26 protein-coding genes and 1 other RNA gene are annotated in these 24,857 nt (G+C 48.9%); 12 read left to right on the forward strand and 15 right to left on the reverse strand.

What is annotated here, in order from left to right; translation table 11 throughout:
• Positions 1–12 precede the first annotated feature (12 nt).
• From ilvA to SIB79_RS05740, 3 genes are read left to right on the forward strand one after another with little or no spacing between them, the layout of a single operon-like run.
• On the forward strand, positions 13–1,557 hold the full coding sequence (ilvA, locus tag SIB79_RS05730; protein ID WP_063403950.1) for a threonine ammonia-lyase, biosynthetic: 1,545 nt from the start codon (positions 13–15) through the stop codon (positions 1,555–1,557).
• Between the two features lie 37 nt (positions 1,558–1,594).
• Positions 1,595–2,128, forward strand: coding sequence for an SMC-Scp complex subunit ScpB (gene scpB / locus SIB79_RS05735; RefSeq protein WP_063403949.1), 534 nt, complete (start codon positions 1,595–1,597; stop codon positions 2,126–2,128).
• Between the two features lie 26 nt (positions 2,129–2,154).
• Positions 2,155–2,454 carry a YggT family protein gene (locus tag SIB79_RS05740; RefSeq protein ID WP_011130060.1) on the forward strand — a complete coding sequence of 100 codons (300 nt, stop codon included), beginning with the start codon at positions 2,155–2,157 and terminating at the stop codon, positions 2,452–2,454.
• Here the strand turns inward: SIB79_RS05740 and SIB79_RS05745 are convergent.
• A complete protein-coding gene (locus tag SIB79_RS05745) occupies positions 2,445–2,993 on the reverse strand; it encodes a hypothetical protein (protein WP_063403948.1) in 549 nt (182 codons plus the stop codon). The genes SIB79_RS05740 and SIB79_RS05745 overlap by 10 nt on opposite strands.
• Positions 2,990–3,319, reverse strand: coding sequence for a nucleoside triphosphate pyrophosphohydrolase family protein (locus SIB79_RS05750; protein ID WP_011130058.1), 330 nt, complete (start codon positions 3,317–3,319; stop codon positions 2,990–2,992). Before SIB79_RS05750 ends, SIB79_RS05745 begins: the two co-directional genes overlap by 4 nt.
• 79 nt (positions 3,320–3,398) lie before the next feature.
• On the opposite strand from SIB79_RS05750, the gene pyk reads away from it, so the two are divergent.
• From pyk to ftsH, 3 genes are all read left to right on the forward strand, one after another.
• Entirely contained in the window at positions 3,399–5,183 is a 1,785-nt protein-coding gene (gene pyk / locus SIB79_RS05755; RefSeq protein ID WP_063404125.1) for a pyruvate kinase, read from the forward strand.
• Positions 5,184–5,189: 6 nt separating this feature from the next.
• Complete coding sequence (locus tag SIB79_RS05760) at positions 5,190–6,419, forward strand: ABC transporter permease (protein WP_063403947.1); 1,230 nt, start codon at positions 5,190–5,192, stop codon at positions 6,417–6,419.
• 320 nt (positions 6,420–6,739) lie between these two features.
• Positions 6,740–8,656: an ATP-dependent zinc metalloprotease FtsH gene (ftsH, locus tag SIB79_RS05765; RefSeq protein ID WP_063403946.1), complete on the forward strand. Its 1,917-nt coding sequence runs from the start codon at positions 6,740–6,742 to the stop codon at positions 8,654–8,656.
• A 254-nt stretch (positions 8,657–8,910) separates the two neighbouring features.
• Here the strand turns inward: ftsH and clpP are convergent, their stop codons facing one another.
• Complete coding sequence (clpP, locus tag SIB79_RS05770; protein WP_071818070.1) at positions 8,911–9,525, reverse strand: ATP-dependent Clp endopeptidase proteolytic subunit ClpP; 615 nt, start codon at positions 9,523–9,525, stop codon at positions 8,911–8,913.
• A 58-nt stretch (positions 9,526–9,583) separates the two neighbouring features.
• On the opposite strand from clpP, the gene psb29 reads away from it, so the two are divergent.
• Positions 9,584–10,312, forward strand: coding sequence for a photosystem II biogenesis protein Psp29 (gene psb29, locus SIB79_RS05775; RefSeq protein ID WP_063404124.1), 729 nt, complete (start codon positions 9,584–9,586; stop codon positions 10,310–10,312).
• On the opposite strand, the gene SIB79_RS05780 is transcribed toward psb29, so the two are convergent.
• The 4 genes from SIB79_RS05780 to petN form a co-directional block, all read right to left on the reverse strand.
• Positions 10,279–11,193 carry a hypothetical protein gene (locus tag SIB79_RS05780; protein WP_236072661.1) on the reverse strand — a complete coding sequence of 305 codons (915 nt, stop codon included), beginning with the start codon at positions 11,191–11,193 and terminating at the stop codon, positions 10,279–10,281. The genes psb29 and SIB79_RS05780 overlap by 34 nt on opposite strands.
• On the reverse strand, positions 11,190–11,333 hold the full coding sequence (locus tag SIB79_RS05785; protein ID WP_236072660.1) for a hypothetical protein: 144 nt from the start codon (positions 11,331–11,333) through the stop codon (positions 11,190–11,192). The genes SIB79_RS05780 and SIB79_RS05785 overlap by 4 nt, the downstream gene beginning before the upstream one ends.
• 437 nt (positions 11,334–11,770) lie before the next feature.
• A complete protein-coding gene (locus SIB79_RS05790) occupies positions 11,771–11,923 on the reverse strand; it encodes a hypothetical protein (RefSeq protein WP_167523912.1) in 153 nt (50 codons plus the stop codon).
• A gap of 1 nt (position 11,924) precedes the next feature.
• Positions 11,925–12,026 carry a cytochrome b6-f complex subunit PetN gene (gene petN, locus SIB79_RS05795; RefSeq protein WP_006041398.1) on the reverse strand — a complete coding sequence of 34 codons (102 nt, stop codon included), beginning with the start codon at positions 12,024–12,026 and terminating at the stop codon, positions 11,925–11,927.
• Between the two features lie 72 nt (positions 12,027–12,098).
• On the opposite strand from petN, the gene clpS reads away from it, so the two are divergent.
• A complete protein-coding gene (gene clpS / locus SIB79_RS05800) occupies positions 12,099–12,395 on the forward strand; it encodes an ATP-dependent Clp protease adapter ClpS (protein ID WP_063403944.1) in 297 nt (98 codons plus the stop codon).
• Positions 12,396–13,197: 802 nt separating this feature from the next.
• On the forward strand, positions 13,198–13,488 hold the full coding sequence (locus SIB79_RS05805; RefSeq protein WP_063403943.1) for a DUF2103 domain-containing protein: 291 nt from the start codon (positions 13,198–13,200) through the stop codon (positions 13,486–13,488).
• On the opposite strand, the gene ssrS is transcribed toward SIB79_RS05805, so the two are convergent.
• From ssrS to SIB79_RS05820, 3 genes are all read right to left on the reverse strand, one after another.
• Positions 13,483–13,666, reverse strand: a non-coding RNA gene (gene ssrS / locus SIB79_RS05810) — 6S RNA. The genes SIB79_RS05805 and ssrS overlap by 6 nt on opposite strands.
• Before the next feature lie 6 nt (positions 13,667–13,672).
• A complete protein-coding gene (locus tag SIB79_RS05815; protein WP_236072659.1) occupies positions 13,673–14,854 on the reverse strand; it encodes a 5-(carboxyamino)imidazole ribonucleotide synthase in 1,182 nt (393 codons plus the stop codon).
• A gap of 57 nt (positions 14,855–14,911) precedes the next feature.
• Positions 14,912–15,820, reverse strand: coding sequence for a carbohydrate ABC transporter permease (locus tag SIB79_RS05820; RefSeq protein WP_063403942.1), 909 nt, complete (start codon positions 15,818–15,820; stop codon positions 14,912–14,914).
• Positions 15,821–15,904: 84 nt separating this feature from the next.
• On the opposite strand from SIB79_RS05820, the gene aroB reads away from it, so the two are divergent.
• Positions 15,905–17,023: a 3-dehydroquinate synthase gene (gene aroB, locus SIB79_RS05825; RefSeq protein ID WP_063403941.1), complete on the forward strand. Its 1,119-nt coding sequence runs from the start codon at positions 15,905–15,907 to the stop codon at positions 17,021–17,023.
• Here aroB and SIB79_RS05830 read toward each other — a convergent pair.
• Complete coding sequence (locus SIB79_RS05830) at positions 17,016–18,233, reverse strand: class I SAM-dependent methyltransferase (RefSeq protein ID WP_063400461.1); 1,218 nt, start codon at positions 18,231–18,233, stop codon at positions 17,016–17,018. The genes aroB and SIB79_RS05830 overlap by 8 nt on opposite strands.
• 58 nt (positions 18,234–18,291) lie before the next feature.
• Here SIB79_RS05830 and SIB79_RS05835 point away from each other — a divergent pair, with 58 nt between their 5' ends.
• Positions 18,292–19,074, forward strand: a complete 783-nt coding sequence (locus tag SIB79_RS05835) for a TPM domain-containing protein (protein WP_236072658.1) — start codon at positions 18,292–18,294, stop codon at positions 19,072–19,074.
• Between the two features lie 12 nt (positions 19,075–19,086).
• Here SIB79_RS05835 and SIB79_RS05840 read toward each other — a convergent pair whose 3' ends face one another.
• The 3 genes from SIB79_RS05840 to SIB79_RS05850 form a co-directional block, all read right to left on the reverse strand.
• The gene (locus SIB79_RS05840; RefSeq protein ID WP_063403939.1) at positions 19,087–19,863 is read right to left on the reverse strand and encodes a glycoside hydrolase family 104 protein; all 777 of its coding nucleotides are present in this window, start codon (positions 19,861–19,863) and stop codon (positions 19,087–19,089) included.
• A gap of 278 nt (positions 19,864–20,141) precedes the next feature.
• Positions 20,142–21,218 (reverse strand): hypothetical protein, encoded by a 1,077-nt coding sequence (locus SIB79_RS05845; protein WP_063403938.1) that lies wholly within the window; start codon positions 21,216–21,218, stop codon positions 20,142–20,144.
• On the reverse strand, positions 21,212–22,057 hold the full coding sequence (locus SIB79_RS05850; RefSeq protein ID WP_074161344.1) for a TIGR04168 family protein: 846 nt from the start codon (positions 22,055–22,057) through the stop codon (positions 21,212–21,214). Before SIB79_RS05850 ends, SIB79_RS05845 begins: the two co-directional genes overlap by 7 nt.
• A 64-nt stretch (positions 22,058–22,121) precedes the next feature.
• On the opposite strand from SIB79_RS05850, the gene nadA reads away from it, so the two are divergent.
• Positions 22,122–23,114, forward strand: a complete 993-nt coding sequence (gene nadA / locus SIB79_RS05855; RefSeq protein ID WP_413681162.1) for a quinolinate synthase NadA — start codon at positions 22,122–22,124, stop codon at positions 23,112–23,114.
• Between the two features lie 176 nt (positions 23,115–23,290).
• Here the strand turns inward: nadA and SIB79_RS05860 are convergent, their stop codons facing one another.
• Complete coding sequence (locus tag SIB79_RS05860; RefSeq protein WP_063403936.1) at positions 23,291–24,001, reverse strand: lipase family alpha/beta hydrolase; 711 nt, start codon at positions 23,999–24,001, stop codon at positions 23,291–23,293.
• Between the last annotated feature and the right edge of the window lie 856 nt (positions 24,002–24,857).

Here is a 24,857-nt window from a genome sequence, read left to right on the forward strand (position 1 = left end):
AAGACTGTCGTAATGGACGATTATCTACAGAGGATTCTGAGGGCACGTGTCTATGACGTAGCCCATGAAACCCCCCTGGAACTGGCCAAAAACCTCAGTCGCCGTCTTCACAACAAGATCTGGTTGAAACGTGAGGACCTACAGCCAGTCTTCTCATTCAAGCTGCGTGGTGCGTATAACCGCATGTCCCTTCTCAGCAAAGAAGAGTTGCAGCGTGGCGTGATTGCTTCAAGTGCTGGAAACCACGCTCAGGGAGTGGCACTGAGCGCCTCTTATCTCAATTGCAGAGCTGTGATTGTGATGCCTATCACCACACCCGAAATGAAGGTACGGGCAGTCCGTGCTCTTGGCGCTGAAGTCGCACTACATGGAGAGACCTACGACGAGGCCTATCAAGAGGCCATGCGTCGCAGTGAAAAAGATGGACTCACGTTTATCCACCCGTTTGATGATCCAGAGGTGATTGCTGGGCAAGGGACGATTGCTCTAGAAATCCTGCGCCAGATCCAAGATCCACCAGATGCAATCTATGTCGCAGTTGGCGGTGGCGGACTGATCGGAGGGATTGCCACCTATGTCAAAAGCTTGTGGCCGCAAGTCGAAATTATCGGTGTCGAGCCCTACGACGCTGCAGCAATGAAGCTCTCTCTTGAAGCTGGTGAACGTATTCAGCTGCCCAATGTTGGCCTATTTGCCGACGGAGTCGCTGTACGTCAAGTAGGAAAACTCACCTTCTCATTAGCCCAGATGCACGTAGACGCGATGGTGACGGTAAGCACTGATGAAATCTGTGCAGCGATCAAAGATGTTTTTGAAGATACCCGCTCAATTCTTGAACCAGCTGGCGCACTGGCAATTGCTGGCATGAAGGCAGATATCGCCAAACGTGATCTTCAAGACCGCACTCTTGTGGCCGTGGCATGTGGCGCAAACATGAACTTTGAACGGCTTCGTTTTGTCGCCGAAAGAGCAGAGCTAGGGGAAGAAAGGGAAGCAATACTCGCTGTGGAAATCCCAGAGCAGGCAGGCAGCCTGCGAAAACTCTGCAACGTCCTAGCAGGGAAAAATCTCACCGAATTCAGTTACCGAATGGCAGAAGGGGATAGAGCTCAAATATTCATCGGGGTACAGGTTTTAGACCTGGATGATCGAACCAAGCTTTTAACGCGACTGCAGTCGTCAGGATTCGCATGCCTTGATCTCAGCAACGACGAGCTCACCAAAGGGCACCTTCGTCACATGGTGGGTGGTCGGCTTCCTGCCTCAGCTAAAACCCTTTGCCGAGATGGATGTCGCGAACTGCTCTATCGCTTTGAGTTCCCTGAGCGCCCAGGAGCTCTTATGAACTTTGTTAGTGCCCTTCACCCTGAATGGAGTATCAGCATCTTCCACTACCGCAATCACGGAGCAGATGTCGGCAGGATCGTTGTAGGTGTGTTGGTTCAGGACAACGAAATGGACGATTGGCAGCGCTTTCTTGAAGATCTGGGCTACCCAAACTGGGAAGAAACAAACAACCCCGCCTACTGCTTATTTCTGGGTGCACAGACCGTTTGATCGCGGTAACTTGGCATATTCCATAGCAGGGCCTGCCATGGCCACCGATTCCCCAGCTCAAGAGAGGGATGAGGTCTCCAGCTTCTCCTTACCAGCACGTTTAGAAGCCATTCTTTATTTGAAGGGTCGCCCTGTAACGCTCAAAGAGATGGCAGAGCTAGCCAATGAGACTGAAGAACTGATTGAGCAAGCTCTACTTGCGCTGACGGCAGGCTATGCACAGCGAGATACAGCCTTAGAGATCCAAGAGAACAATGGTCGATATAGCCTTCAATTGTGTCCAGGCCTTGGCGAGCTGGTCCACAACCTTTTACCCGTTGATCTTTCCATAGCAACACTCAGAACCCTTGCCACCATTGCCCTGAAAAAAAGAATTCTTCAATCGGAGCTGATCGATATACGTGGATCAGGCGCCTACGACCACATCAAAGAACTAGTTGCACAGAACTTCATCGAACGCAAACGACAGAGCGAGGGCAGGTCTTATTGGCTCACGCTCTCTGAAAAGTTCCATCGAACCTTCTCAGTACTTCCTGATTTAGGTTCAGCCGAACCTTCTCAGGTTGCATAGAGTTCTCAGAATAGTTGTCTTCACCCATGCAAATCCTGGCCACGTTGCTACAGGTACTAGCCCAGACACTTGAGATCTACTCACTAGTGCTTATCGTGCGCGTGCTGCTGAGCTGGTTCCCTAATCTGGACTGGGCGAATCCAGTACTGAGCACCGTTAGCTCAATCACAGATCCCTACCTCAATGCTTTTCGTGGCTTGATTCCTCCCCTTGGAGGCTTGGATCTCTCAGCGATCCTGGCGTTAGTAGCCCTGAGTCTTCTGCAACAAATGCTGAATACTGCAAGTGTGGCGATCTTGAATAGTGGAATGAGCTATTACAGCTGATCTAGCGGTTGTTCCGAAGGGATCACTGCCTTGGTTCCCCATAAAAGACCAGGGTCTACAGCCTGTTCAAGCGGAAGCAGCTCATCATCGTCTCCAGCACGAGTACGAACAGGAGCCTTGAATCCCTTTACCTTTGCCCCCTTCACTTGTAAAGGCTCTGGAGTTCCTGCCGGAATCGCCAACCGCACTGCAAAAATACTTGACCCGGGTTGCACGTCGCCAATAGAACCAACCCGAGCACGGTTTGGCAAAACAGGTTCACCACTTGGATCCAAGATCTGAGCAAAAACATCGCTATCAATCACGGCAGAGTTGCCTGGATTGGTCACCTCACCTGAAAGCACATAGCAACTGGCGCCGATAGGCCTAGTCAGACTGGGCTGCGCACCTGGATCCTTTTGATCACAAGCATCGATACTCAACTGATCCACACTGAGGGTTGCCGCTAAGGCTTGATCACTGAAAACCAGATTAAAAACCAGTAAAACTGCAGTGAGCACTACCTTGAAGATGGAGCTTTGCAAAAAATTCTCCTTCATCGTTGATCACCACTTCCTGAGATCTGGCCACGTGATGCCCTGCTAGCAAGCTTATCGAGATTGGCTTGAGCCACATCTTCTAAATCAAAGCCCAGCTCACTAGCCAACTGGGCTACATACCAAAGCACATCTCCCAACTCAAGCTTGATTGCTTGGCGCGTATCCAGGTCAAAAACACCTTGTTGATCTCGAAGGACCTTCTTGACCTTGTCCGCGACTTCACCGGCCTCACCTGTGAGCCCAAGGGTTGGATAAATCGGGTTCTGACCCACATTCGGATAGCGGGCCGTAGCTCGAGCTCCATGCTGGTAATGATTAATGTCCATAGAAAATCATTGGCAACGCTGAAAATAACTACGTTTTGAGGCCTGGATGGTAGTTTCCGCGATGTTTCAGGTCCCGTTGATGGCCCAGATTGATCTGACACGACGGACCAAAATTGTTGCCACCATAGGTCCGGCAACCGAGACCGCCGAACGAATCCGAGAACTCGTGCAGGTAGGTGCTACCACCTTCCGGCTGAATTTCTCACACGGAGACCATGACGAGCACGCCAAGCGCATCTCCACCATCCGCCAGGTCTCTGATGAATTGGGGATGCACATTGGCATTCTTCAAGACTTGCAAGGCCCCAAAATTCGCCTGGGTCGTTTTGATAAGGGGCCTATCACTTTGGCCAATGGCGATCCCTTCGCACTGACCTCCAAACAAGTTCAATGCAATCAGTCAGTGGCAACCGTCACTTACGAAAAGCTTGCAGACGAAGTCACGACTGGCAGTCGAATCTTGCTTGATGACGGTCGAGTGGAGATGAAAGTCGTAAAAATCGATCAAAGCGAACAAACCTTGCACTGCATCGTCACAGTGGGAGGGGTGCTCTCAAATAACAAGGGAGTGAACTTCCCTGATGTACAGCTATCGGTTCGCGCCCTTACAGAGAAAGATCGCCAAGATCTCGCCTTTGGACTCCAGCAAGGTGTGGACTGGGTCGCACTGAGCTTTGTGCGAAACCCTTCGGACATGAAAGAGATCCGCAAACTCATCGGGGATCATGGGCACAGCACCCCAGTGATCGCGAAGATCGAGAAATTTGAGGCGATTGATCAAATCGATTCAATCCTTCCTCTCTGTGATGGAGTCATGGTTGCAAGGGGGGACCTAGGCGTTGAGATGCCAGCCGAAGAAGTGCCTCTACTGCAAAAGGATTTGATTCGCAAGGCCAACAGCCTTGGAATTCCAATCATCACAGCCACCCAGATGCTCGACTCGATGGCCTCAAGCCCGAGGCCCACCAGAGCAGAAGTCAGTGATGTAGCAAATGCGATCCTAGATGGTACTGATGCAGTGATGCTCTCGAACGAAACCGCTGTAGGAGACTATCCAGTGGAGGCGGTTCAAACGATGGCCACCATTGCCAGACGGATTGAACGGGACTATCCACAGCGTCCAATCGAAACTTATCTTGCCAGCACCATTTCCAACGCGATTAGTTCAGCCGTCAGCAGCATCGCCAGTCATCTCAACGCGGCAGCAATCGTGCCACTAACTGAAAGTGGTGCCACTGCCCACAACGTCAGTAAATTCCGCCCAGCAGCGCCAATTTTGGCCGTAACCAACGAATTGGCTGTAGCAAGAAAACTTCAATTGGCATGGGGTGTCACCCCACTGCTTGTCCCAACCCAGAAAAGCACCACTGCAACCTTCAGTGCTGCAATTGCTGTTGCCCAGGAATTGGGTCTTCTCAAAGAAGGAGATCTAACAATTCAAACTGCAGGAACCCTTGCTGGCGTGAGCGGGTCCACAGATCTTGTCAAAGTAGGAATTGTCAGTGCAGTGCTTGGCCAAGGGATCGGTATTGGCAAAGGAACCATTAGCGGCAAGGTCAGATTTGCTTTCTCCCCAAACGACTCTACAAAAATTGAACCAGGGGAGATTCTGGTCATTCATGAAACAAGCGATGACTATCTCGATGCAATCAGAAAGTCTGCAGGAGTGATTACAGAACAAGAAGGAGAGGAATCCCACGCAGCCATTATCTCAAAACGCCTAGGGATTCCGTTCATCATTGGAATAGCACATGCCACGAGAAACCTGCTTGAAGGAGACGTGGTAACAATGCAGCTCAGTAATGGCAAAGTTCATCGCGGCACAGGCGGCAAGCTGCCAATGAAGCTCGACTCAATGCTCTGAGGGTTCATGAATAGCTCACTTCCGCTCATCGAAACGGTGAGCATGGCGTTCTCAACCCTTAAAGCCAATCGCCTACGTAGTCTCCTGACAATGCTCGGCATTGTGATAGGCAATGCTTCTGTCATCACCCTGGTAGGGGTTGGCAGGGGGGCTCAGAATCTGGCTGAGGCTCAACTAAGCAACCTGGGCGCCAATGTGTTGTTTGTGGTGCCTGGCAACAACGACACTCGTCGTCGCGGTGTGGCCTTCCCGCGAAATCTCGTCATCGAAGATTCAGATGCAATCGCTGAGCAAGTCCCAAGCGTGAAAGAAGTTGCACCACAGATCAGCTCAAGCGAGGTGATTCAAGCGGGTGCCCAAAGTGCTACGAGTTCAATCTCTGGGGTGACCCCATCGTTTCTACCAGTGCGCAACTTCGAAGTAGCCCGTGGAAGATTTATTAGTGATCTAGATCTTCGTAGCGCACGCAATGTGGTTGTGATTGGTCCCGACCTTGTCAACAAACTCTTTCCAACGAGTGCTGCAGTCGGTAAGACTCTACGAATTAAGGATCAATCATTTGAAGTAATCGGTGTAATGGCTCCTAAAGGAGCGGTGTTTGGAAACAATCAAGATGAAAACGCGTATATTCCACTCACAACAATGGTTAGCCGGCTCACAGGCAGAGATCCAACCTATGGCGTCAGCCTTAGTTTTATCAGTGTGGAAGCCAAGAATGAAGAAAGCACTGGGGCAGCAAAATTCCAGATCACCAACCTGCTCCGTCAACGACATCGAATCCTGAGAGATGACGACTTTGCAGTTCGATCACAGAAAGATGCCCTCAGCATCGTCAACACAATCACCGGAGGACTAACCCTCATGTTGGCAGCAATCGGAGGGATATCGCTGCTAGTAGGAGGAATCGGAATCATGAATATCATGCTGGTTGCGGTCAGTGAACGCACTGAGGAAATCGGACTAAGAAAGGCCCTAGGAGCTCGCAATATCGATGTATTGAGCCAATTCCTAATCGAGTCACTCGTTCTTGCAAGCTTTGGTGGCGTCATTGGCACAGCTGTAGGTGTTGGCGCCGTCACAACAATCGGAGTTTTGACCCCTCTCCCGGCAGCAATCGGAATAAGCGTCGTTCTAATCACCGTTAGTCTCTCTGGATCAATTGGTTTGATCTTTGGTGTTTTGCCCGCCAGACGTGCAGCAAGACTTGACCCAATCGTTGCCCTCCGGCGCCTGTAAATCCTTTTTGATTTTCAGAGAATAGGCAAATCAAAAAAGGGGTAGCAATCACAACTCCCCCGCTACGAAAACAATGAGGTCAAGCGCCCAACGCAAGCAAAGCGGGTTGCATGGGATTGATGACTCAATCAACCAACGCGTTCTTTCTGGAAAAAACAAAACGGTTTTTGGCTCAAAGATGTTGGTTGCTCAAAGCAGCATCTAAAAGCGCAAGTGGGAATCTGAGCTCAAAAGCTCAGAAAGATGGTGCCAGAAGAGGATCTAGCAGCCAACGATCTAACCATCGACACCGTTACAGTCAGTGAACCATCCTCTAGCAGATGAATCAACGCTGGCGTCTCATTGCTCTCTGGCTGCTGCCAATCGGTGTTGCCTTGCTGCTCGCCTGGCAAATTTTAGGAAATGGCAAGCTCACAGGAGAGCAGCCGAGTAACGCAACTCTCGCTCCGCGTAATGCTGCGGTTACTCGGATGAGCTACGGCCGCTTCCTCGACTATGTGGAAGCAGGAAGAGTCACCGCCGTGGATATTTACGACGGTGGACGGAATGCAGTAGTGGAAGCCGTAGATCCCGAACTCGACAATCGCGTACAACGGCTAAGAGTTGATCTCCCCGGTCTTGCTCCGGAGTTAATCAACACACTCAAGAGCGAGGGGATCAGTTTCGATATTCATCCTGCTCGTACCACTCCGCCGGCGCTTGGCTTATTAGGCAATCTCCTCTTCCCGCTACTCCTCATTGGCGGCCTAATTCTGCTGGCCCGTCGATCAAGCTCAATGCCTGGAGGCCCAGGGCAGGCAATGCAGTTCGGCAAGACAAAAGCCCGCTTCGCAATGGAAGCTGAAACTGGAGTCAAATTCGATGATGTTGCAGGTGTAACTGAAGCAAAACAGGATCTTGAGGAAGTGGTGACATTCCTGAAGAAACCCGAACGCTTCACCTCGGTAGGTGCTCAAATTCCAAGAGGTGTTCTGCTGGTAGGGCCTCCAGGCACTGGCAAAACACTGCTTGCCAAAGCAATTGCAGGAGAAGCAGGTGTTCCCTTCTTCTCACTTTCTGGTTCGGAATTTGTAGAGATGTTCGTTGGTGTCGGCGCGAGTCGAGTCCGAGATTTATTCAAACGGGCAAAAGAGAACACACCCTGCCTAATCTTTATTGATGAAATTGATGCCGTAGGCCGACAACGTGGTGCCGGAATAGGTGGTGGGAATGATGAGCGAGAACAAACTCTAAACCAACTCTTAACAGAAATGGACGGATTTGAAGGTAATAGCGGAATAATCATTATTGCAGCAACAAACCGTCCTGATGTACTGGATTCTGCGCTGATGCGACCAGGGCGTTTTGACAGGCAAGTCAGTGTGGATGCACCAGACATCAAAGGACGACTTGCAATTCTTGAGGTGCACGCACGTGACAAGAAACTTGAAGAAGATCTTTCCTTAAAGAATGTAGCCCGAAGGACACCTGGATTTACCGGGGCAGACCTTGCCAACCTACTTAATGAGGCGGCAATCCTCACGGCTAGACGTCGTAAAAAGGCTATCAGCCTTGATGAAATTGACGATGCCGTTGACAGAATCATCGCGGGCATGGAAGGGCGCCCACTCACTGATGGACGTAGCAAGAGATTGATCGCTTACCACGAAGTTGGACATGCGCTAATAGGAACATTAGTTAAAGATCATGACCCTGTCCAAAAAGTGACTCTGATACCACGAGGTCAGGCTCAGGGGCTTACATGGTTTGCTCCAGATGAAGAGCAAATGCTGGTGACTCGAGCCCAACTCAAGGCTCGAATCATGGGAGCACTAGGAGGCAGAGCAGCAGAAGATGTTGTTTTTGGCGATGCAGAGATCACAACAGGTGCAGGTGGAGACATCCAGCAAGTAGCATCCATGGCACGCCAAATGGTGACACGTTTTGGCATGAGCGATTTAGGGCCAGTCTCTCTAGAGAGCGGAAATCAAGAAGTATTTATTGGACGAGACCTGATGACTCGAAGCGAGATTTCAGATGCAATATCCCGCCAAATAGACGAGGCAGTTCGGGAAATGGTTAAGCATTGCTATAGCGAAACTGTAAAAATCGTCAAGCAACACCGGGAAGCTATGGATAGACTGGTTGAAATCCTCATCGAAAAGGAAACCATAGACGGAGAAGAATTCGTTTCAGTAGTAACAGAGTTTACATCTGTTCCAGAGAAGGAAAGAAGCATACCTATCCTCCAGAGCTAATAGAACTAGCAGTTTAATAATAATCATCCAGGAAATCAAGCATCAGCGGATGGATCCTGAAAATGCATCCCCATTCGCTTCAAGATGTAATCTTTAATTTTAGAATAAAAACAATTTTGACACCAAGATGATTCTTGATAAATGTTTTCATAATTACAAACAAGTCAAACAATTCCTTCAGAATTAATGGATTGACAAATATCTATTAGAAACTCTTTTGCCTTGCAATTCTTACCTATCACAAGGCAGCCTTGTCAATTGACTGAATGAACCGGACGCTTATCAATCACACTATCGACAAGTCCATAACCAACAGCTTCTGCGGGAGACATGAAAAAATCTCGATCGGTATCTTCTTGAATTCTCTCCAGAGGTTGACCTGTACGATCTGCTAATACTCGGTTCAATCGATCCTTTAGGAAGAGAATCTCATCAGCCTGAATACGAATATCACTCGCTTGCCCTCTGGCACCACCAAGCGGCTGATGAATCATAATTCTAGAATGTTGCAAACTGCTGCGTTTACCCATTGCCCCAGCGCAGAGGAGGAACGCTCCCATACTTGCTGCAAGCCCTACACATACGGTTTGAACATCTGGTTTGACATGCTGCATTGTGTCAAATATTCCGAGGCCATCATATACTGAACCTCCTGGTGAATTGATATACAAATAGATATCTTTTTCAGGATCTTCCGCCTCCAAGAATAACATCTGAGCAACAATTCGATTTGCCGAATCACTTGTCACAGGCTCGCCAAGAAAGATGATCCGTTCACGCAAAAGGCGCGAATAAATATCGAAGGCCCTTTCCCCGCGGCCCGACTCTTCAATCACAATCGGGATCATGCTGCTCTGCTCGGTTTTCACGATCTTAACGGCGCCGTAGCAGCGCTATGGTCAGGTGCGAAAAGGTCGGGCCAAGCACTTGAGTGACCGAAAGACCATTGCTGACAGCAAACGTGCGTTTAATCATGATTTCCCTCATGTCATCCCGTCGCTGTACAGACGTACAACCGATGAACTTCTTGTCGAGCTGCATCTCCTGAGCCACCAGAAGCATTTCCACCCAGACGCACTCTTTGCTATTGGCCTTAGCCAAGTTTTTGATGTCTTCACGCGTGGTTACCGACCAGAAGCTCACGTCAAGACCTTGTTCGATGCCCTATGTCGAAGCTGCGGCTTCGACCCAAATGCTTTGCGCAAGCAGGCCCAACAAACTCTTGAGTCGGTCCGGGGTCACGATCTTGAGGAGGTCCAAGGCTGGATCCAACAACAAGGCAAAGGGGCTCCTGAAGCTCTCGCCAAGGCATTGCGTAATACTGGCAGCACCACTTTTCATTACTCACGCCTAATGGCCGTGGGGTTGCTCAGCCTTCTCGCATCTGCCCAAGGTGATGAATCCTCTGATCCCGAAAAACTAAGCCAAATCGCCTATGAACTAAGTGAATCAGTTGGATTCTCCAAAGCCAGAGTTGAAAAAGATCTGAACCTCTACAAGTCCAACCTCGAGAAGATGGCCCAGGCTGTAGAACTAACTGAACAAATTCTAGAATCTGAACGTCGCAAACGGGAACAAAATGAATCTGCAAAACTCAACACTGGATCATCAGAGCAAATGTCTCAGGGGGTTGAAGCTTGTTCCAATATCAGCTGACCTGACATCCACCACCAGTCTGTTTTTTTGAGTTTGGCACCCCGCAAATAACTTAGGTTCATCTTTAACAACTTAGCCTGTTTAACTGGGGCTGGCCAGGATCCATTAAGTAAACCTAAACGATACAATCCAGCTGTATCAGCGGACATTTTCATAACATCAGGATGGACTAGGTTGATAGTTTTATTAGAGATCTCAGTGAGCATTGGTGAGTCGCCAATAGCAATACCAAAACGAGTAGGTTTTCCATTTTGTTTTTGCCAAACCCATCCACCAACAACTCTCTCACCATCCGTGTAAGGTTGTCTCCAGAGCGTAAGTCCAGAGAAGTCAGCGTCAGTATTTTGATCATTTTTGACAACAGAGTTATCTTCTTTAATGAAGTTTTGTGCTTCCAGATGTTGACTAACAGTATCGATAACTGGTTGCCATCGTGAGGAGCCCTCTGGTAGATTAAGTTGGATTTGAATGCTGGCTTGAAAAGGCCCTTTACGTTGCTTGGCTAAGCTAAGATCAAGTGGTAATGATGCGAGTCTCAACCCTAATTGCTGATTAATGCCATAGTTCTTATTAAGGGAATCCTGAATAATCTGCTTAGAAAGCAAACTGCCAAAAAGCAAGTCCATACTCTTCACTTGCATATTGAGGAGAGCCTGATCTGAATCAGGTCTACCTGGCGATTTGATCGCCATAGGGCGATACTGAAAAGGGCTGGCATCAATGCCAACTAGAGCCAAACCAAAAGGGCGATAACCAACAACTCCTTGCCATTTGAGTTGATTACGATCCAATCGCAGTGACAAACATCCATAACGTGAAATCTGCAAAAGTGGTGCCATTGCTCCACTCACTGAAGCCAAGCCATCGGGACTCCAGCTCACCGCTGGCCCATGTTGTAGAACAGAATTGCAAAAACGCTGTAAAGACGATTGAGCAGCAGAAGAATGAACAAACCCTTCACCAAGGCTTTGAAGTAGCTGTTGACGATGCAAGCCATCTGAAGCGATGACAACCACATCATCAAGACGCTTAAAAGCAATGCTTGAATTAACACTCATCGGCCAAAGGATCTCTGGCAAAAGCAAATAAGCCTCGCCATCATTTGCCCACGCCTGCCACCAGAGACCCCGACCCTGACGTCGCCAAAGGTCCTTGGCCAGGTTCATGCCAAGACGGTCCTGCCATAGACGCGGGGCTTGGCCTTGCGGATCTCCTCGAAAACTCTGGATCAAAGTCATCTCTGTCATCAAGCGAGCAAGTGTCCCTAACCGTTCTGTGCGGCTAGATGACAAATGCCCCTTTAAAAGCAGGAAAACGATCGTTGGGATTAAAAGCAGCGAGCAAATTCCAGCCGAACTGACAGGAAAGCGACAAGGGATGTAGACAATCTTCTTCAGCCTTAAGAGGCCTAGGGAATGCTGAGACATCCAATCGCCCTTTACCTATGGCAGCTGGGGATCAAACTTTCTCATTTGTCTTTTTGCGACGACGACGATCTAGCCGATCAACGACTGAAAGATAAATAACCGAAATGGTCACAAAGGCCAAAAGGATGACAGCTGCTCCGGCGAGAAGCTGATTGCTCCCTAGGCTTTGGAAAGCCTCAGGCACCTCAGAAGTTCAGTGTACCGTCGCCATTACGTCCCCACACGACCATGGCGATAGAGAAACTGAACACAGCCGCCAGTGAGGCCCAGGCGAGAGTGAACAACATAGAAGACGCAAATCAGATTGACTTAGCCTGGTAAGGCTTCAACCATTTTACACGTCAAAGCCTTCATCAGTCATGACGTTCGCGACTCCTGGTACTACGCCACTTATTGAACGTGCCAAGCAAACTCAGAGGTATCCACAAGCTCGAGTGATCGTGCTCAACGATGATGTAAACACCTTTCAGCACGTCGTTGATTGTCTGCGAAGGATCATTCCAGGCATGAGCGAGGAGAGAGCCTGGAATCTTGCGCATCAAATCGACGGTCAAGGTTCAGCAGAGGTCTGGTGTGGTCCACTTGAGCAGGCCGAGCTCTACCACCAGCAACTGTCTGGGGAGGGGCTAACAATGGCACCACTTGAACGGTGCTGAAACAAGGCAAAGCTGATCAACCTTCAATACAGCACAATGTACTTGTTTCTTTTTTCAAGATTGACAAAAGGCTTTTCGAGAAGCAACGGCAAAAACATTCAGCGCTCAATGCCTAGGTGAATGTGCATTGAACAAAATCTTGGAAGCGTTAATATAAACAATCATGATTAATCAACTTGAAAGGAACAGATCCTGCCAAAAAAATATTGTTGACAACTTAAAGAACATAGATAGTTCGACTTCCATCAACAAATACAAAGAAAATCAGCAAAGACTCATTTGTAGAAATCTCAATATTACAACGCTCTAATGGCCCCACGACTCATGCTCGATAGTTATCAAAAATAGTCAAACAAACAATACTCTCTGAGTTCAAAATACTGACGTTGGTAAGCAAAAGCTGAATCTAGCCTACAAACTAATTCGTAATATAGTTATTGAGGGATTGCTCAAAGAAGAACAATCCTTGACTGTTGGGTTAACAATGACCCAGAATATATCTGAACTTTGAATGAAGATCCTAGCAAGAGTGAGAAAAATAAAATTTACCTATAGTCTCGATTAAAAGGGTTAGACCCCTCTCAGGCACATTGAATACAACCTCGCCAGGGTGGATAGACAACGCGTGAATCTCTTCGTCATGAACCTTGCAGGGAGGGCCTTTACCTGGGAGCAAAAGTAGAATGCTTGGAATCGAAACCGCCGCAAGCAAAAATAAAGGATTTAAGCATCGCCTCTTAGACAGAGCTGCCTTCAACTTGAAACTTTGGCTAGTTTCGATCAATTACACGAAAAAGTTGCGATGGGCCGAGTTGTAATCACGCACAGCACCTACGTAGAGGGTCTAATTCCATGGTTGAAGGCCCTTGCAGAGGAGAAGAGCATTCAAACGATTACACCAGCCGTCATCCGACGCGTCAAAGGTCATTGTCCAGAACTTCGCCTGAGAATCACAACGCCGATCAAGGGTGGTTTCAAACTGGTTGCCAGACTTGGCAGCTCAGCTCAGGAGGTTTTTGTTGTCACAAAATTGGACGAAGGGTCATTATTGAAACGACTTAAACACAGTCGTCCAGGCGTTCAAAAGAGGTGAACCGCCATGCCGTGCGAGCCCCAGTGTTCGACCTGGAAGAACCAGAAGGGGCAGCAAAGTGGGGCTTCGTTTCCGGAAGCAAGTCCGGTCTACGTCACCTTCACGACAGCCTCCCCAAATCGAAAGAGAGTCAGATCAGAGCACTAGAAGAAGGCCGTCACCAACACAGCAGTTCAAGCAGAATTTAAGCGCAAACGGTGTCCTGCGTCGGCCAAATTGAGCGAATATGCTTTAAGGCAGTTTCCGCCTCGAGCTGACGGCTGGGCGCATCAACACCATTAAGCAGCACGGTCACATGACCGAGCTTGCGTCCTGGAGTTTCACAATCTTTTCCATACCAGTGCAAATGGAAGCGATCACAACTGCGCAGCTTCGCTAGGCGCTCATCTAGAGAGGACTCAGCCCCTTTTTGCAAACCTAGAAGATTCACCATTAAGGCGCCAGGTGCATGGAGATGGGTTTCAGGCACTGGCAAGCCCGCCGCGATACAAAGTTGTTGATCAAACTGGCTGCTGCTGCAGGCTTCGATCGAAAAATGTGCGGAATTATGAGTGCGAGGTGCAACTTCATTGACCTGTAGTCCGTCTGGTCCGTAGAAAAATTCAACAGCAAGCACGCCCACGTAATTGAGCTCTGTTAGAAGAGACGCTGCCATGTTGTAGGCCATCATTTCCACAGCATGATCAACACTCGCAGGTGCAATCACCCAATCACACACCTGTTGGAACTGATGAGTCTCAGCAAGAGGCAGGCTACGAACACGGCCCTGAGCATCTCGACTAACAACAATGGCTAATTCCTTTTCGAACGGCACCCAGCTCTCAAGCAGCCATTGAGTTGGATCCACTGAACGCAGAAGTTGCGATAAATCCTCGACACTCTTGAGAACCTTGGTTCCTTTGCCGTCATATCCCCACCGACTTGACTTGGCCATCACCGGAAAGTTCCACTCCGTAGGAAGCTCTGGCTGAGCAAAAGAAATCGAACTCAGCAAAGTCCAATCAGGGCTAGGAAGATCTAGATCACGAAGCAACTGACGCTGCGAGATTTTGTCGACCAATGGAGCAAGCGCAGTAAGAGACGGAGAAAAACACACCCCTTGTTGTTCAAGGGGAATCAGAGCATCAATATCGACCCATTCGTTCTCAAACGTGACGCCACAACAGCCCTGCACGAGCTTGCCAGTAGCTTCAACATCCACTGGGTCGGCCAAGACAAGTCGAGTTGCTTCAACAGCAGCGGGATCGATTGCAGATCCAGACTGCACGACAACATCCACAGCGCGTCTTTTTGCTGCTTGCGCCAACATCTGAGCCAACTGACCACCACCGACGACCCCAATCATTGGGCTTTTAACGCTGCTCATGCAGAGAGAATCAACCACGCAATCCTGCAAGCATTGCATCCCAACAAAATTGAGATTTCAGAGCAAGCCCTGATCACCAGCAAAGGCCAAACGCACAGCAGTGAGCAACAGGACCAAAAGGAAAAGCGCCAAGCCCACCGTGCAGGCATAACTGATCTCAAGCTCAGCAAAAGCCTGGTCGTAAACGTAGTAGACAAGGGTTCGAGTGGTGTCGGCGGGTCCCCCCTGAGTCATCAAGAACACTTCTTCGAACACTTTTGTGGCCGCAATCGATGAGACCACCGCAACCAAGGTTACGTAAGGCCGCAACAACGGCAGTGTGATGTCGATGTGTTTGCGCAAGCCATCACTACCATCAAGTTCGGCTGCCTCATAAAGCTCTTTAGGAATTCCTTGGAGGCCAGCAAGAAATATCACCATGTAATAACCAAGCCCCTTCCACAGGGTTACAAGCATCACTGCCGGGAGTGCCAAGAATGGATTCGTGAGAAAGCCAATCGGCACGAAATCTGTGCCAACAAAGGCGGAAAGCCAGGAATTGATAAGACCGTTCTCTGCATAAAGCCAACGGAATGCGATGGCCGCAACCACAATCGACACGAGCACGGGTGTGTAGAACGCACCGCGTAAAAAATGAATACCTGGTAATGAACGGTTCAACAACACCGCCAATGCAAGAGAACCCAAAACAATCGGTGGAACCACCCCAACCAGGTAGATCAAAGTATTGATCAGCACCTTAAAAAACATCGGATCACCAGCAAGACGTCGCAGGTTGGCCAAACCCACAAAGACAAGGGGGTCTGTAACGTCGAGACCTGTTTTGGTGAAGCTCATCAAAAGAGCCATCAGCGCTGGTATCAGCACCGACAAGCTGAGCAGGACGAGCGCAGGCAAGAGGAATACCCATGCCACAAGAGTGGTCCTCCAAGACTGTCTTAATCCCCGAAACAGAGGACCAGCCATCACCACAATGCCTGTACTGACAGGAGATTACGTGGGGGCGTTTGATGCCACCCGGCAAACTGAGATCAGCAGACTTGCTCTTTCATGTCCGCTTTCGTGAATATCGACGCCCAACGCATCCCAGTAGCACTGAGCCACCAGCCCTACGAGGTGGTCATTGGGGGGGAAGGCTTGCGGGGTATTGGTAAGGAGCTTCGCCGTGCTGGGCTGAAAGAGGGAATCAAGGTATTGGTTGTAAGCAATGCTGATGTTGCTGAGCCATATGGTGATCTTTGCCTCCAAAGCCTTAAGGAGAGCGGTTTCAGGCCCACTCTGCTGGTGATCGAGGCCGGAGAAGATCAAAAGACGCCAGTGAGCGTGGCGTTAATTCACGATGCAGCCTATGAAGCAAAGCTAGAAAGAGGATCCTTGATGGTTGCTCTTGGCGGTGGGGTCGTGGGCGACATGACTGGATTTGCAGCAGCTACTTGGCTAAGAGGTATCTCGGTGGTGCAACTTCCTACAACCCTTCTGGCAATGGTGGATGCCGCGATTGGTGGCAAGACAGGCGTCAATCACCCGGGCGGGAAAAATCTGATCGGAGCATTTCACCAACCAAGGCTTGTATTAATCGATCCCTCAACTCTGAAAACATTGCCAGAACGTGAATTCCGCGCAGGGATGGCCGAAGTGATCAAATACGGGGTGATCGGTGATTCAGCACTTTTTCAACTCCTAGAAGGCATTCAAGAACTAGACACACCATCACAACTCCATCAAGACCTTCTGGAGAAAATTCTCGAATGTTCAGCACTCGCGAAATCGAGAGTGGTGAGCTCAGATGAACGAGAGGGCGGGCTGCGCGCCATCCTTAACTACGGGCACACCTTCGGGCATGTGGTGGAAACCCTCTGTGGCTATGGAACCTGGCTGCATGGTGAAGCTGTCGCCATCGGCATGGTGGCGGTTGGGGAGCTGGCGGTGTTGCGACAGAGCTGGAGCAGGGATGATGCCAACAGGCAAAAGTCGCTGATCGCAAAGGCAGGGCTGCCGATTGCTTGGCCCAAGCTAGATCCAGAGGAGGTGCTGTATACCCTGCAAGGGGATAAGAAGGTCAAAGATGGAAAGCTTCGCTTTGTGATTCCTACCGGCATTGGCAACGTCGAAATCAAAAATGACGTAAGCAGAGAAGAAATCCGAAAATGCCTATCAGAGCTCAGCTAACTGGGTCCTCTAGGAACCGGCAGCGAAGTTCACCGACCTCAGCATCAAGAGATGGTTTAGGCCTCAACTCAAAAGCCAACCAACGAAACTCTCCCAAGCCGACTGGATCAACAAGACGCAACAGTGCTTCCCTTCTATTGAGGGCAGCAGAGAGCTGACTGGTAGGAAGACTTTGGAGAGCATGAAGCCTCTCTGCCAAGCCAAGTGCCAAGAGTGCTTGCCCCTGTCGAGACTCACCGAGGAAGGTCCAACCCTGCTGTTCGGCCTGGTGTTGAAGAGTTTCGAGACACAGATGTGCAGTGAGATCCCACCGACCGGGATCTTGAAGCAATGCACCACTAGCTCTCTGCTGGCGATAAGCCATCAGAGTTCCGCAGGGTCTCATCGCGCTGTAATAACGACGGGCCTCGAGGGCATAGTCGATGACAAGTAAGGGGCCACAAAGCAGAGCAGAGGCTGCCTGACTCAACCACGATTTCAGTTCACCATGCCATTCACTGCACCAACCATCAGCAGCATCAGGAGGGGGGATCTGAATGCCCAAACACATTCGGGCCTCAGTTAAAGCTGAATGCAAAGCGTCTGTAAGAGAAAGCTCAGTGAAGCGAAGATGAGCAACCGAATCGACGTTCTCAAGACAAACACCCTGCCGCCATAGACGTTGATCGCGCCACACCAACCGCTCCACCGGCAGAGCATCCAACATTTCATGAGCAAGCATCACGCCGATAGCGGGAGCTTGAGCCAACTCATTAAGACTTCGCCAGTGAATCGGCACACTGGTGACAGATTTCAGTCGCTCTCGTTGTCGTAAGGCCATGGCCTTATTGCTCTCCACCAAAACCAGCTCCAGTCTTGGTATCAGCGCTGGGCACAGATCCTCCAGGGCTGAGATCAGATCAGCACTTAAATCGCCTTCACCAGGCCCCACCTCTATCAACGATAAAGACTTTCCCTTGTCAACACGCTGCTGAAGTTGCTGGAACCAATCAACCAGTTGTATGGCCAAAAGTTGGGCAAAGTCAGCTCCTAAGGAAGGAGAAGTCGCGAAATCACCCTGACGACCAATACGAAGCTGACCGGAGGCATAGGCCCCATAGACTTGGTCATGCAAGGCCCAGTCCATATATTGATGGAAGCTGATGCTCCCTCCAGCCTGAACTATTCGGTTGACCAACCAAGCTGGACAAGGCACAGAGCAGAGATCCATTCGAGAGAATGCCTGTCACTGAAACAGGCCCATGGGAGCACATCAGAGGCGAAAAATCATGAAAAGCCTGTTGGCATGGTTATTTTGCTTGCTTTGTTGCGCAGGATCGGTTTACGCCTACGACAATCCTGAACTCCTTCCCCAGCAGCAAACACCAGTGGTTGATCTGGCGAAGGTCTTCAGCGAAAAGCAACTCACCAACCTGGAAAAATCACTAGACGACTATGAGACGAGAACAGGCTGGAAATTACGTGTACTGACCCAGTACGAACGAACTCCTGGGCTTGCAGTTCGAGAGTACTGGGGGCTTGATGAACGTAGTTTGCTGATTGTCGCCGACCCACGCGGTGGAAATCTTCTCAACTTCAACGTGGGTGATGCGTTATATGCACTAATGCCTCGTACCTACTGGGTAGAGCTGCAAACCCGCTATGGGAACCAGTTTTACGTGAAGGATCATGGCGAGGACATCGCAATCCTCGATTCACTCAATGCCGTAGAAACCTGTTTGGATCGAGGTGGTTGTCAATTTGTACCTGGGCTGCCATTGGAGCAATGGTTGTTGACATTCACCACATCGCTACTTGGTGGTTTGGTTGCTGGCTTTGCTTCCTACCCCAGGAAAGAAGGTGAACTGATCGCTTGGCCTTGGTTATTGCTCGCTTCCCCGCTATGGATCATGTTGTTTGGAATCTTCGGGATTGCCCCTGTCGTGTCGCGTACTAGCGATCTTCTACCACTCCTTCGCAACGGGCTGGGCTTTTTGGGAGGAGCTGTAGCGGCATACGTTATTGCTCAAGCAACATTGGGGGGTAGGCAAAAGCGAGAGTCAGAGCCTTAGCTTCAATTGATATCAGCGACTTTGAATGCTGCAAAGAATTGTGGGGGGTTTGCAGACAGGTCTCCTAGCTGCGTCATTACCAGGTGCCGCAAGATCATGACGGCGCTGATCCCTGATCGACCTGAGCTGCGCCAAGTTGAACTTGTAGAAACCAAGCAAGCTGGAAAAGCGTTTGACAGGCTGGCCGTAGTAACTCCTGCCGCTCAGAGTGGGGAATGAAGCCCATTCAGGCGCAAGTTTTGCTGCTAATAGAGGGGTCATAAACCCTGAATCGGTAAGACCTAAAGCCTTGCGACGTTGAACAAGAAAGAGAGCTCCCTGATCCTGAACTTCTGGACCAAAACCACGCAAACCAAGACTGCGGGTCACCATGTCCCAGGTAAAAGGCATGAATTGATAAGCCCCTGCTGCAGCACTTGCATATCGAGAGGAGTAAATGACTCGATTGGGATGACGATCTAATGAGGCCATGAGACCTCCACCAAACATCACTCGATAACCAAGGTCATGCCCATTCTTCCAAGTTCCTTCTGCAAAGCGAATGGTGTTGAGAAGGGCCCGCCGCTCCGGGGTGATCACATATGGCAATGCCGCTGAGGGAACCTGTTCTGGATTACTTAGCGACTGGGAACGTGCTGTTAGCTCAAGAGATGGAAGTGAAGGAGGGAGAGGGATATGGGTATTGGTTGCTTGCGCTGCTCCAGCTGCTATTGAGAAAGGGAGAAAACCAGCTGCGACTACTGATAGAAGACGATAGACAGTCGATGCGGGAGCGATCATTCGTTGCATTCAGAGAATAAAAACCCTTGGAATGGGGGGAAGGTTTGGGCAATTCCCAGAAGCGAATGGGAGTTGCCGATGAGCCAAGGGTGACTATTAAACCAAATTATTTAATAATCGGGTTGACTTTGACGAAGCTGACCCAAAGGGACAGCCCTCGTGTGCCGGTGCGAGGATCGTCCACATGCGGCAATGGTTGATTTGGGCCCAAAGATCGCTGAAATCCAAGTTGAAGAATCAGCGTTGTGCTTATTGAACGATCTAAGATTTTTGATTAGTAATTCTGATTAAGAGACCAGTTCAACTACAGCACTTGCTGCCGCCACGGATCCATCGACAGCCAGCGGTTGCTGAGAAGCTGGTATCAAGGGTTGATCTAACTCCCATTCTCCAAGCTCGAGGGCCTCGCGCTCAAGCAGCCGATGGGCTGCATGGCTTTGTAAGCCGTTGATCAGTGCTACCGATTCTGCAAAGCCTTCTCGAAGAACCACATGAAGGCCGACACCCAAGCTGATGGCTTCACAGAAACTGCTGTAACCAGGCTTCCCAAGGTGCCTAGAGCAGTAAGGAAGAGCATCGACAACTCGAATTGACCTGGGTAGATACAAAACATTGTCAGGTGATTGCATGCTCAGAAAAAGGTCAACAGATCGTCGTTTGGGCATCAAAAAGAGGTGATCAGGCCAGCGTTGGAACAACTCTGAGTCGAGTGCCAAACCCAGCCCGCCAAATCCCACCATCACGATTGGACCTTGAAAAGATTCAAGTTTCTGCTGGAGTCCTAGCGGTAGTGAACGAGGTGAGGACGCAGTTATGCCCAGGCTCTGTTCAGGTAGCCCCCAGTCCATTGCAAGTGAGAATGGGCAACGTAACAACTTCTGCCCACGTGAGTATTCAGCTGACGCAGCTTCAGCATGGGTAAGAAAAGAATCTCCTAGAGGGGCGTAGATCTCATCCCAACCAAAGTTGCCCATCCATACCAAAGGAACACCAAGCTGATCAGCTAACTCAGCAGCAGCAGGTGGAATGTCAGCAAGTACAAGCACCGACATCTGTTGAGACTGGATCCAAGAGACCTCAGCCGCAATTTGGGCAGGAATGTGTTGTTCAAGTTCCTGCAAAGCCTTGAGAGTGGCCATTTGGTCAATGGCTAAGGCATTCGCCTGAACCATGCCCACATCCCAGCGCAGTTTGCGGTGTTCGAAAGGGACACCTTGCAGCGCAAGGTTGAGGAATTGGAAGTCCACATCCGTACTCACTACGAATCGCCATTGAGGCTGAAGACGATGCAGTTCTATAAGAACAGCTGCCTGGCGTGCTGCATGGCCATAGCCATGGCTGCTCAAGCAGAGGTAAATCAGCACTGTGTCACCAATGGTGTTGCTCTTTCAAAAAGAATCTGTTCATAGGCCAAGGATGAATCTGGAAGAAACCAACGGTGGCTCACCTGACTGAGCTGTCCATCAAGGAACTCGACCCAGGAAAAGTGACACAACTGACGACCAGAGGAATCACTTCCACGCCGCGGTACACAAGCGGCATTGAGAAAGACAGTGCCAAAGCGATCCTGAACACATGTTTGCCGCAAACCTGATCCGCGTTTGAGTTCATGATGCATGTGGCCAAAGACAACCAGATCTGGCAAACGATCCTTACGGATGCGATCAAGGGCCATCGCAAGATCCTGATCGCCCCAATCGAGAGCGGGAACTTTCCAATCGCGACCACAAGGGCTCTGAGCATCAGAGCCGAGGCCCGTCGGACCGGAATGAGCCAATATCACTAAGGGCCATTGGGATGGTGCCTGCTTCGCAGCGGCCTCAATACGGTCAGCAGATTCACTGACCGACATCGGGCCAAAAACCGCCTGAACGGCTTTGGCGAGGTGAAAGCCACCACCAGCACTACAAGGGCGGGCCCCAACGACAGCAATCGGTGGAAACTGCCATTGGCGCAAACTCCAACCGCAATGACGGTCGCCCAATAAGGTCAATTGACGTCTGAGGACTGCGCCGCTGTGATCACGTCCGTGGTCATGATTACCAAGAATGACAGCTGTCGGCAGAGCGAGCTGTTGTATTGCTTTGACCAACTTGAGATCACCTTCGCTGAGATCACCTACAAACAACACAGCATCTGGCTGAAGTTCAGTCAGTAAGTACTGATCATCAGGTGTCCAAACACCATGGAGGTCTCCAACAATGGCGAGGCTCTGGTGTGACGTGGCAAATGTCTAGGCTATGGCCATACTGCCCTAGATGGTCCGAATGACCGCTGTTTGCACCGCCAAGACGGTCTCTCCAGTGCCATCAACTAGGAAAGAATTAAAGGTTGCCATTGCTGAGCTACGTAAAAAACTCAATGCCGTGATCCTGGCTCACTACTACCAGGATCCAGAGATCCAAGACATCGCCGATTTCATTGGGGACTCCCTGGAACTATCACGTAGAGCTGCTAGCACAAATGCTGATGTGATCGTGTTCTGCGGGGTGCACTTCATGGCTGAAACAGCAAAGATTCTCAGCCCGGAAAAAATTGTATTGCTACCAGATCTCGAAGCGGGGTGCTCCCTTGCTGATGACTGCCCAGCCGATGAGTTTGCTGCATTCAGAGACAAGCACCCAGATCACATTGTGGTGAGCTATATCAACTGCACAGCTGCTGTTAAGGCCCAAAGCGATCTAATCTGTACAAGTAGCAACGCTGTAGCACTTGTAAATCAATTACCGAAGGATCAACCAATCCTTTTTGCTCCAGATCAAAACTTGGGCAGATGGGTTCAAAAGCAGAGCGGAAGAAAACTGACGATCTGGCCTGGACGCTGCATGGTGCATGAAACATTCAGCGAAGAAGCTCTACTAAAATTAAAAATCATGCACCCCGAAGCAAAGGTAATAGCCCATCCGGAGTGCCTAGAAAATTTACTAGAGTTGGCGGATTATATTGGCTCAACGAGCAAATTACTTGAATTTACAGAGATAAGCTCATGCACAAAGTTTATCGTACTAACAGAGCCAGGAATCCTACACCAGATGAAATTAAGGAACCCAAAGAAAGAATTTATGGATGTTCCAGGTATTGACGGATGTAGTTGCAATGAATGCCCATATATGCGATTGAATACATTAGAAAAGCTATGGAGCTGCTTAAGCACAATGAAGCCATCGATAGAAATCGAAGAGGAGTTACGTCAAAAGGCTTTTATTCCTATTCAACGGATGCTAAGCATGAAAGAAACACAGGAGTCTAGTGAACATTAATTGTTCAAGGTGAATCAGTGGATCAACACAACAAGAGAGAACTCTCAGAAATAATTCTTATTAGTTTTAAGATGGTGTGGAAAAAACTAGCCAATACTGCGAAATGAAAAGAAGACAAGAATATTTAACTGTTTAAGTATTCAGGAAAATACTACGGAAACTAAAACCTTCATGCCTTAGGCATATCCCATAGCGGAAGGCCACCATTGTTCTATTCGCTCTATTGAGCCATACCAAGTAGCGCCAAAGAGGCCTCCGTGGGCTGTGTCATTGAGAACAAGATTTCGAGATTGAGTAAGAAGTGCGGAGCTGACAGGGACTAAGCCGTCTCCATCTAATAGAGGGTCATCTGAGATGCTGCGATATGAGTTAGCTGCGGTATACCTGGCAAACTGGCTGGCATTTTGACTGTCGAGTGATAATCGACCAGCAGTAGAAAAATAATCTACATGATCAGCATAAAAACAAGCTGGATAGAGAGTATTAACCTGGGACCGCAGAGGGGTGGCACGAACAGCTTGATGCGGACTACCTAGTGTTATGAGTCGATTGCAAGATTTATATCCACTATAAACACGACCAGAAAAGGGATGTTCTCCGAGATAAAGGCGAAGCATGACACCACCCGAACTATGGCCTATAAGTGTTACCTTTCCTGTATTGGATCGAGACTGAAGGTCTTGAACAATTGCATCCACTCGATCAAGGAGTCTGCGCCAACCAATGGCCCATGAAGTGAGCAGCCAGTCAAATTTAGAAGAAGGTACGACCTTTACAATCGAACCTTGATTGTTCTGAATCCATCTAGCCAAAGAGGCATAGGCCTCATCTGTGATCAAGAAACCACCTAGGATTAAAACAGGTTGATTAGGATCAACAGATTGCATGGAGTAAACTTAAGTCGCAGAGGGAGTGATGCTAGAGATAAGATCACTATAGCAAATTGGATAGAATATTTAAACAGATGTAGCCATTAGAGAATAAATTAAATTAGAAATAAGAATAAAAAAATCAAAGCCAATCAAATTTGATCGTGGTAAAGGCCAATGGTTGCACCTCCAAACATTAAAATAGCGATAATTAGGGGGAAGATCATAAAGCTTTTATCGTGAAATGGGAGTTGAAAGATTAAAATCATAAATCCAACCAAAGCTGAAGCAAAATATCCAATAGCAGAAGCCGTGAGTAGGAAATCTGAGATTGGGAGACTCAGGCCAGGAACGGCTAGAATCCTACGAACAGACTTTAAACCATAAACAAAAGTAAGTATTGTAATAAGCAACATTAACCCTAGCAAGATCCACCATAAAGACTGTTGATTATAAAGAAGCCACCATGAATAACAAGAAAGGAAGAATGTGCTCAAAGTAATGAGGCGATAGAAAACTGTCTGTTTCATTAGTTGACTTTACTTTCAAACATTCTATGTGGAAAGAAGAGAATATTCAAATACAAGTTAAATTCAATAGAAAGGTATCCTTAGGATATTATCGCATGGATAAGCAGGTAAAGCTTTGTAGATAGAAGTCATATGGCGTTCGGGTAAGAGCTACATCTCTTCGGGAATGGAGTGAAAAGGTTATAATATGAAAAATGATGTGGAAGAGAGAGTAAAAAGGCAATAAAAAATTGCCTTACCATTTATATGGTAAGGCTGTTAAGAGAATGGCTTATATAACTATGTGATTATAGCGCGAGCTAGAAGTCAAATATTATTGTTGCATAGAAACAACTAAGACAGCA

The sequence above is a fragment of the Prochlorococcus sp. MIT 1342 genome, from assembly GCF_047304495.1.
Taxonomy (GTDB): domain Bacteria; phylum Cyanobacteriota; class Cyanobacteriia; order PCC-6307; family Cyanobiaceae; genus Prochlorococcus; species Prochlorococcus marinus_D.

What these genes read in the sequence shown, in the direction of transcription:
- SIB79_RS05740 (WP_011130060.1), top strand. Translation starts at nt 2,155, where the DNA reads ATGCAAATCCTGGCCACGTTGCTACAGGTACTAGCCCAGACACTTGAG.
- SIB79_RS05840 (WP_063403939.1), bottom strand. Translation starts at nt 19,863, where the DNA reads ATGCAACGAATGATCGCTCCCGCATCGACTGTCTATCGTCTTCTATCA.
- SIB79_RS05830 (WP_063400461.1), bottom strand. Translation starts at nt 18,233, where the DNA reads ATGGATCTCTGCTCTGTGCCTTGTCCAGCTTGGTTGGTCAACCGAATA.
- SIB79_RS05835 (WP_236072658.1), top strand. Translation starts at nt 18,292, where the DNA reads ATGAAAAGCCTGTTGGCATGGTTATTTTGCTTGCTTTGTTGCGCAGGA.
- SIB79_RS05750 (WP_011130058.1), bottom strand. Translation starts at nt 3,319, where the DNA reads ATGGACATTAATCATTACCAGCATGGAGCTCGAGCTACGGCCCGCTAT.
- SIB79_RS05860 (WP_063403936.1), bottom strand. Translation starts at nt 24,001, where the DNA reads ATGCAATCTGTTGATCCTAATCAACCTGTTTTAATCCTAGGTGGTTTC.
- SIB79_RS05785 (WP_236072660.1), bottom strand. Translation starts at nt 11,333, where the DNA reads ATGATGTGGTTGTCATCGCTTCAGATGGCTTGCATCGTCAACAGCTAC.
- SIB79_RS05805 (WP_063403943.1), top strand. Translation starts at nt 13,198, where the DNA reads ATGGGCCGAGTTGTAATCACGCACAGCACCTACGTAGAGGGTCTAATT.
- SIB79_RS05820 (WP_063403942.1), bottom strand. Translation starts at nt 15,820, where the DNA reads ATGGCTGGTCCTCTGTTTCGGGGATTAAGACAGTCTTGGAGGACCACT.
- ftsH (WP_063403946.1), top strand. Translation starts at nt 6,740, where the DNA reads ATGAATCAACGCTGGCGTCTCATTGCTCTCTGGCTGCTGCCAATCGGT.
- ilvA (WP_063403950.1), top strand. Translation starts at nt 13, where the DNA reads ATGGACGATTATCTACAGAGGATTCTGAGGGCACGTGTCTATGACGTA.
- SIB79_RS05760 (WP_063403947.1), top strand. Translation starts at nt 5,190, where the DNA reads ATGAATAGCTCACTTCCGCTCATCGAAACGGTGAGCATGGCGTTCTCA.
- SIB79_RS05815 (WP_236072659.1), bottom strand. Translation starts at nt 14,854, where the DNA reads ATGAGCAGCGTTAAAAGCCCAATGATTGGGGTCGTCGGTGGTGGTCAG.
- scpB (WP_063403949.1), top strand. Translation starts at nt 1,595, where the DNA reads ATGGCCACCGATTCCCCAGCTCAAGAGAGGGATGAGGTCTCCAGCTTC.
- SIB79_RS05745 (WP_063403948.1), bottom strand. Translation starts at nt 2,993, where the DNA reads ATGAAGGAGAATTTTTTGCAAAGCTCCATCTTCAAGGTAGTGCTCACT.
- pyk (WP_063404125.1), top strand. Translation starts at nt 3,399, where the DNA reads ATGGCCCAGATTGATCTGACACGACGGACCAAAATTGTTGCCACCATA.
- petN (WP_006041398.1), bottom strand. Translation starts at nt 12,026, where the DNA reads ATGTTGTTCACTCTCGCCTGGGCCTCACTGGCGGCTGTGTTCAGTTTC.
- aroB (WP_063403941.1), top strand. Translation starts at nt 15,905, where the DNA reads ATGTCCGCTTTCGTGAATATCGACGCCCAACGCATCCCAGTAGCACTG.
- clpS (WP_063403944.1), top strand. Translation starts at nt 12,099, where the DNA reads ATGACGTTCGCGACTCCTGGTACTACGCCACTTATTGAACGTGCCAAG.
- nadA (WP_413681162.1), top strand. Translation starts at nt 22,122, where the DNA reads ATGACCGCTGTTTGCACCGCCAAGACGGTCTCTCCAGTGCCATCAACT.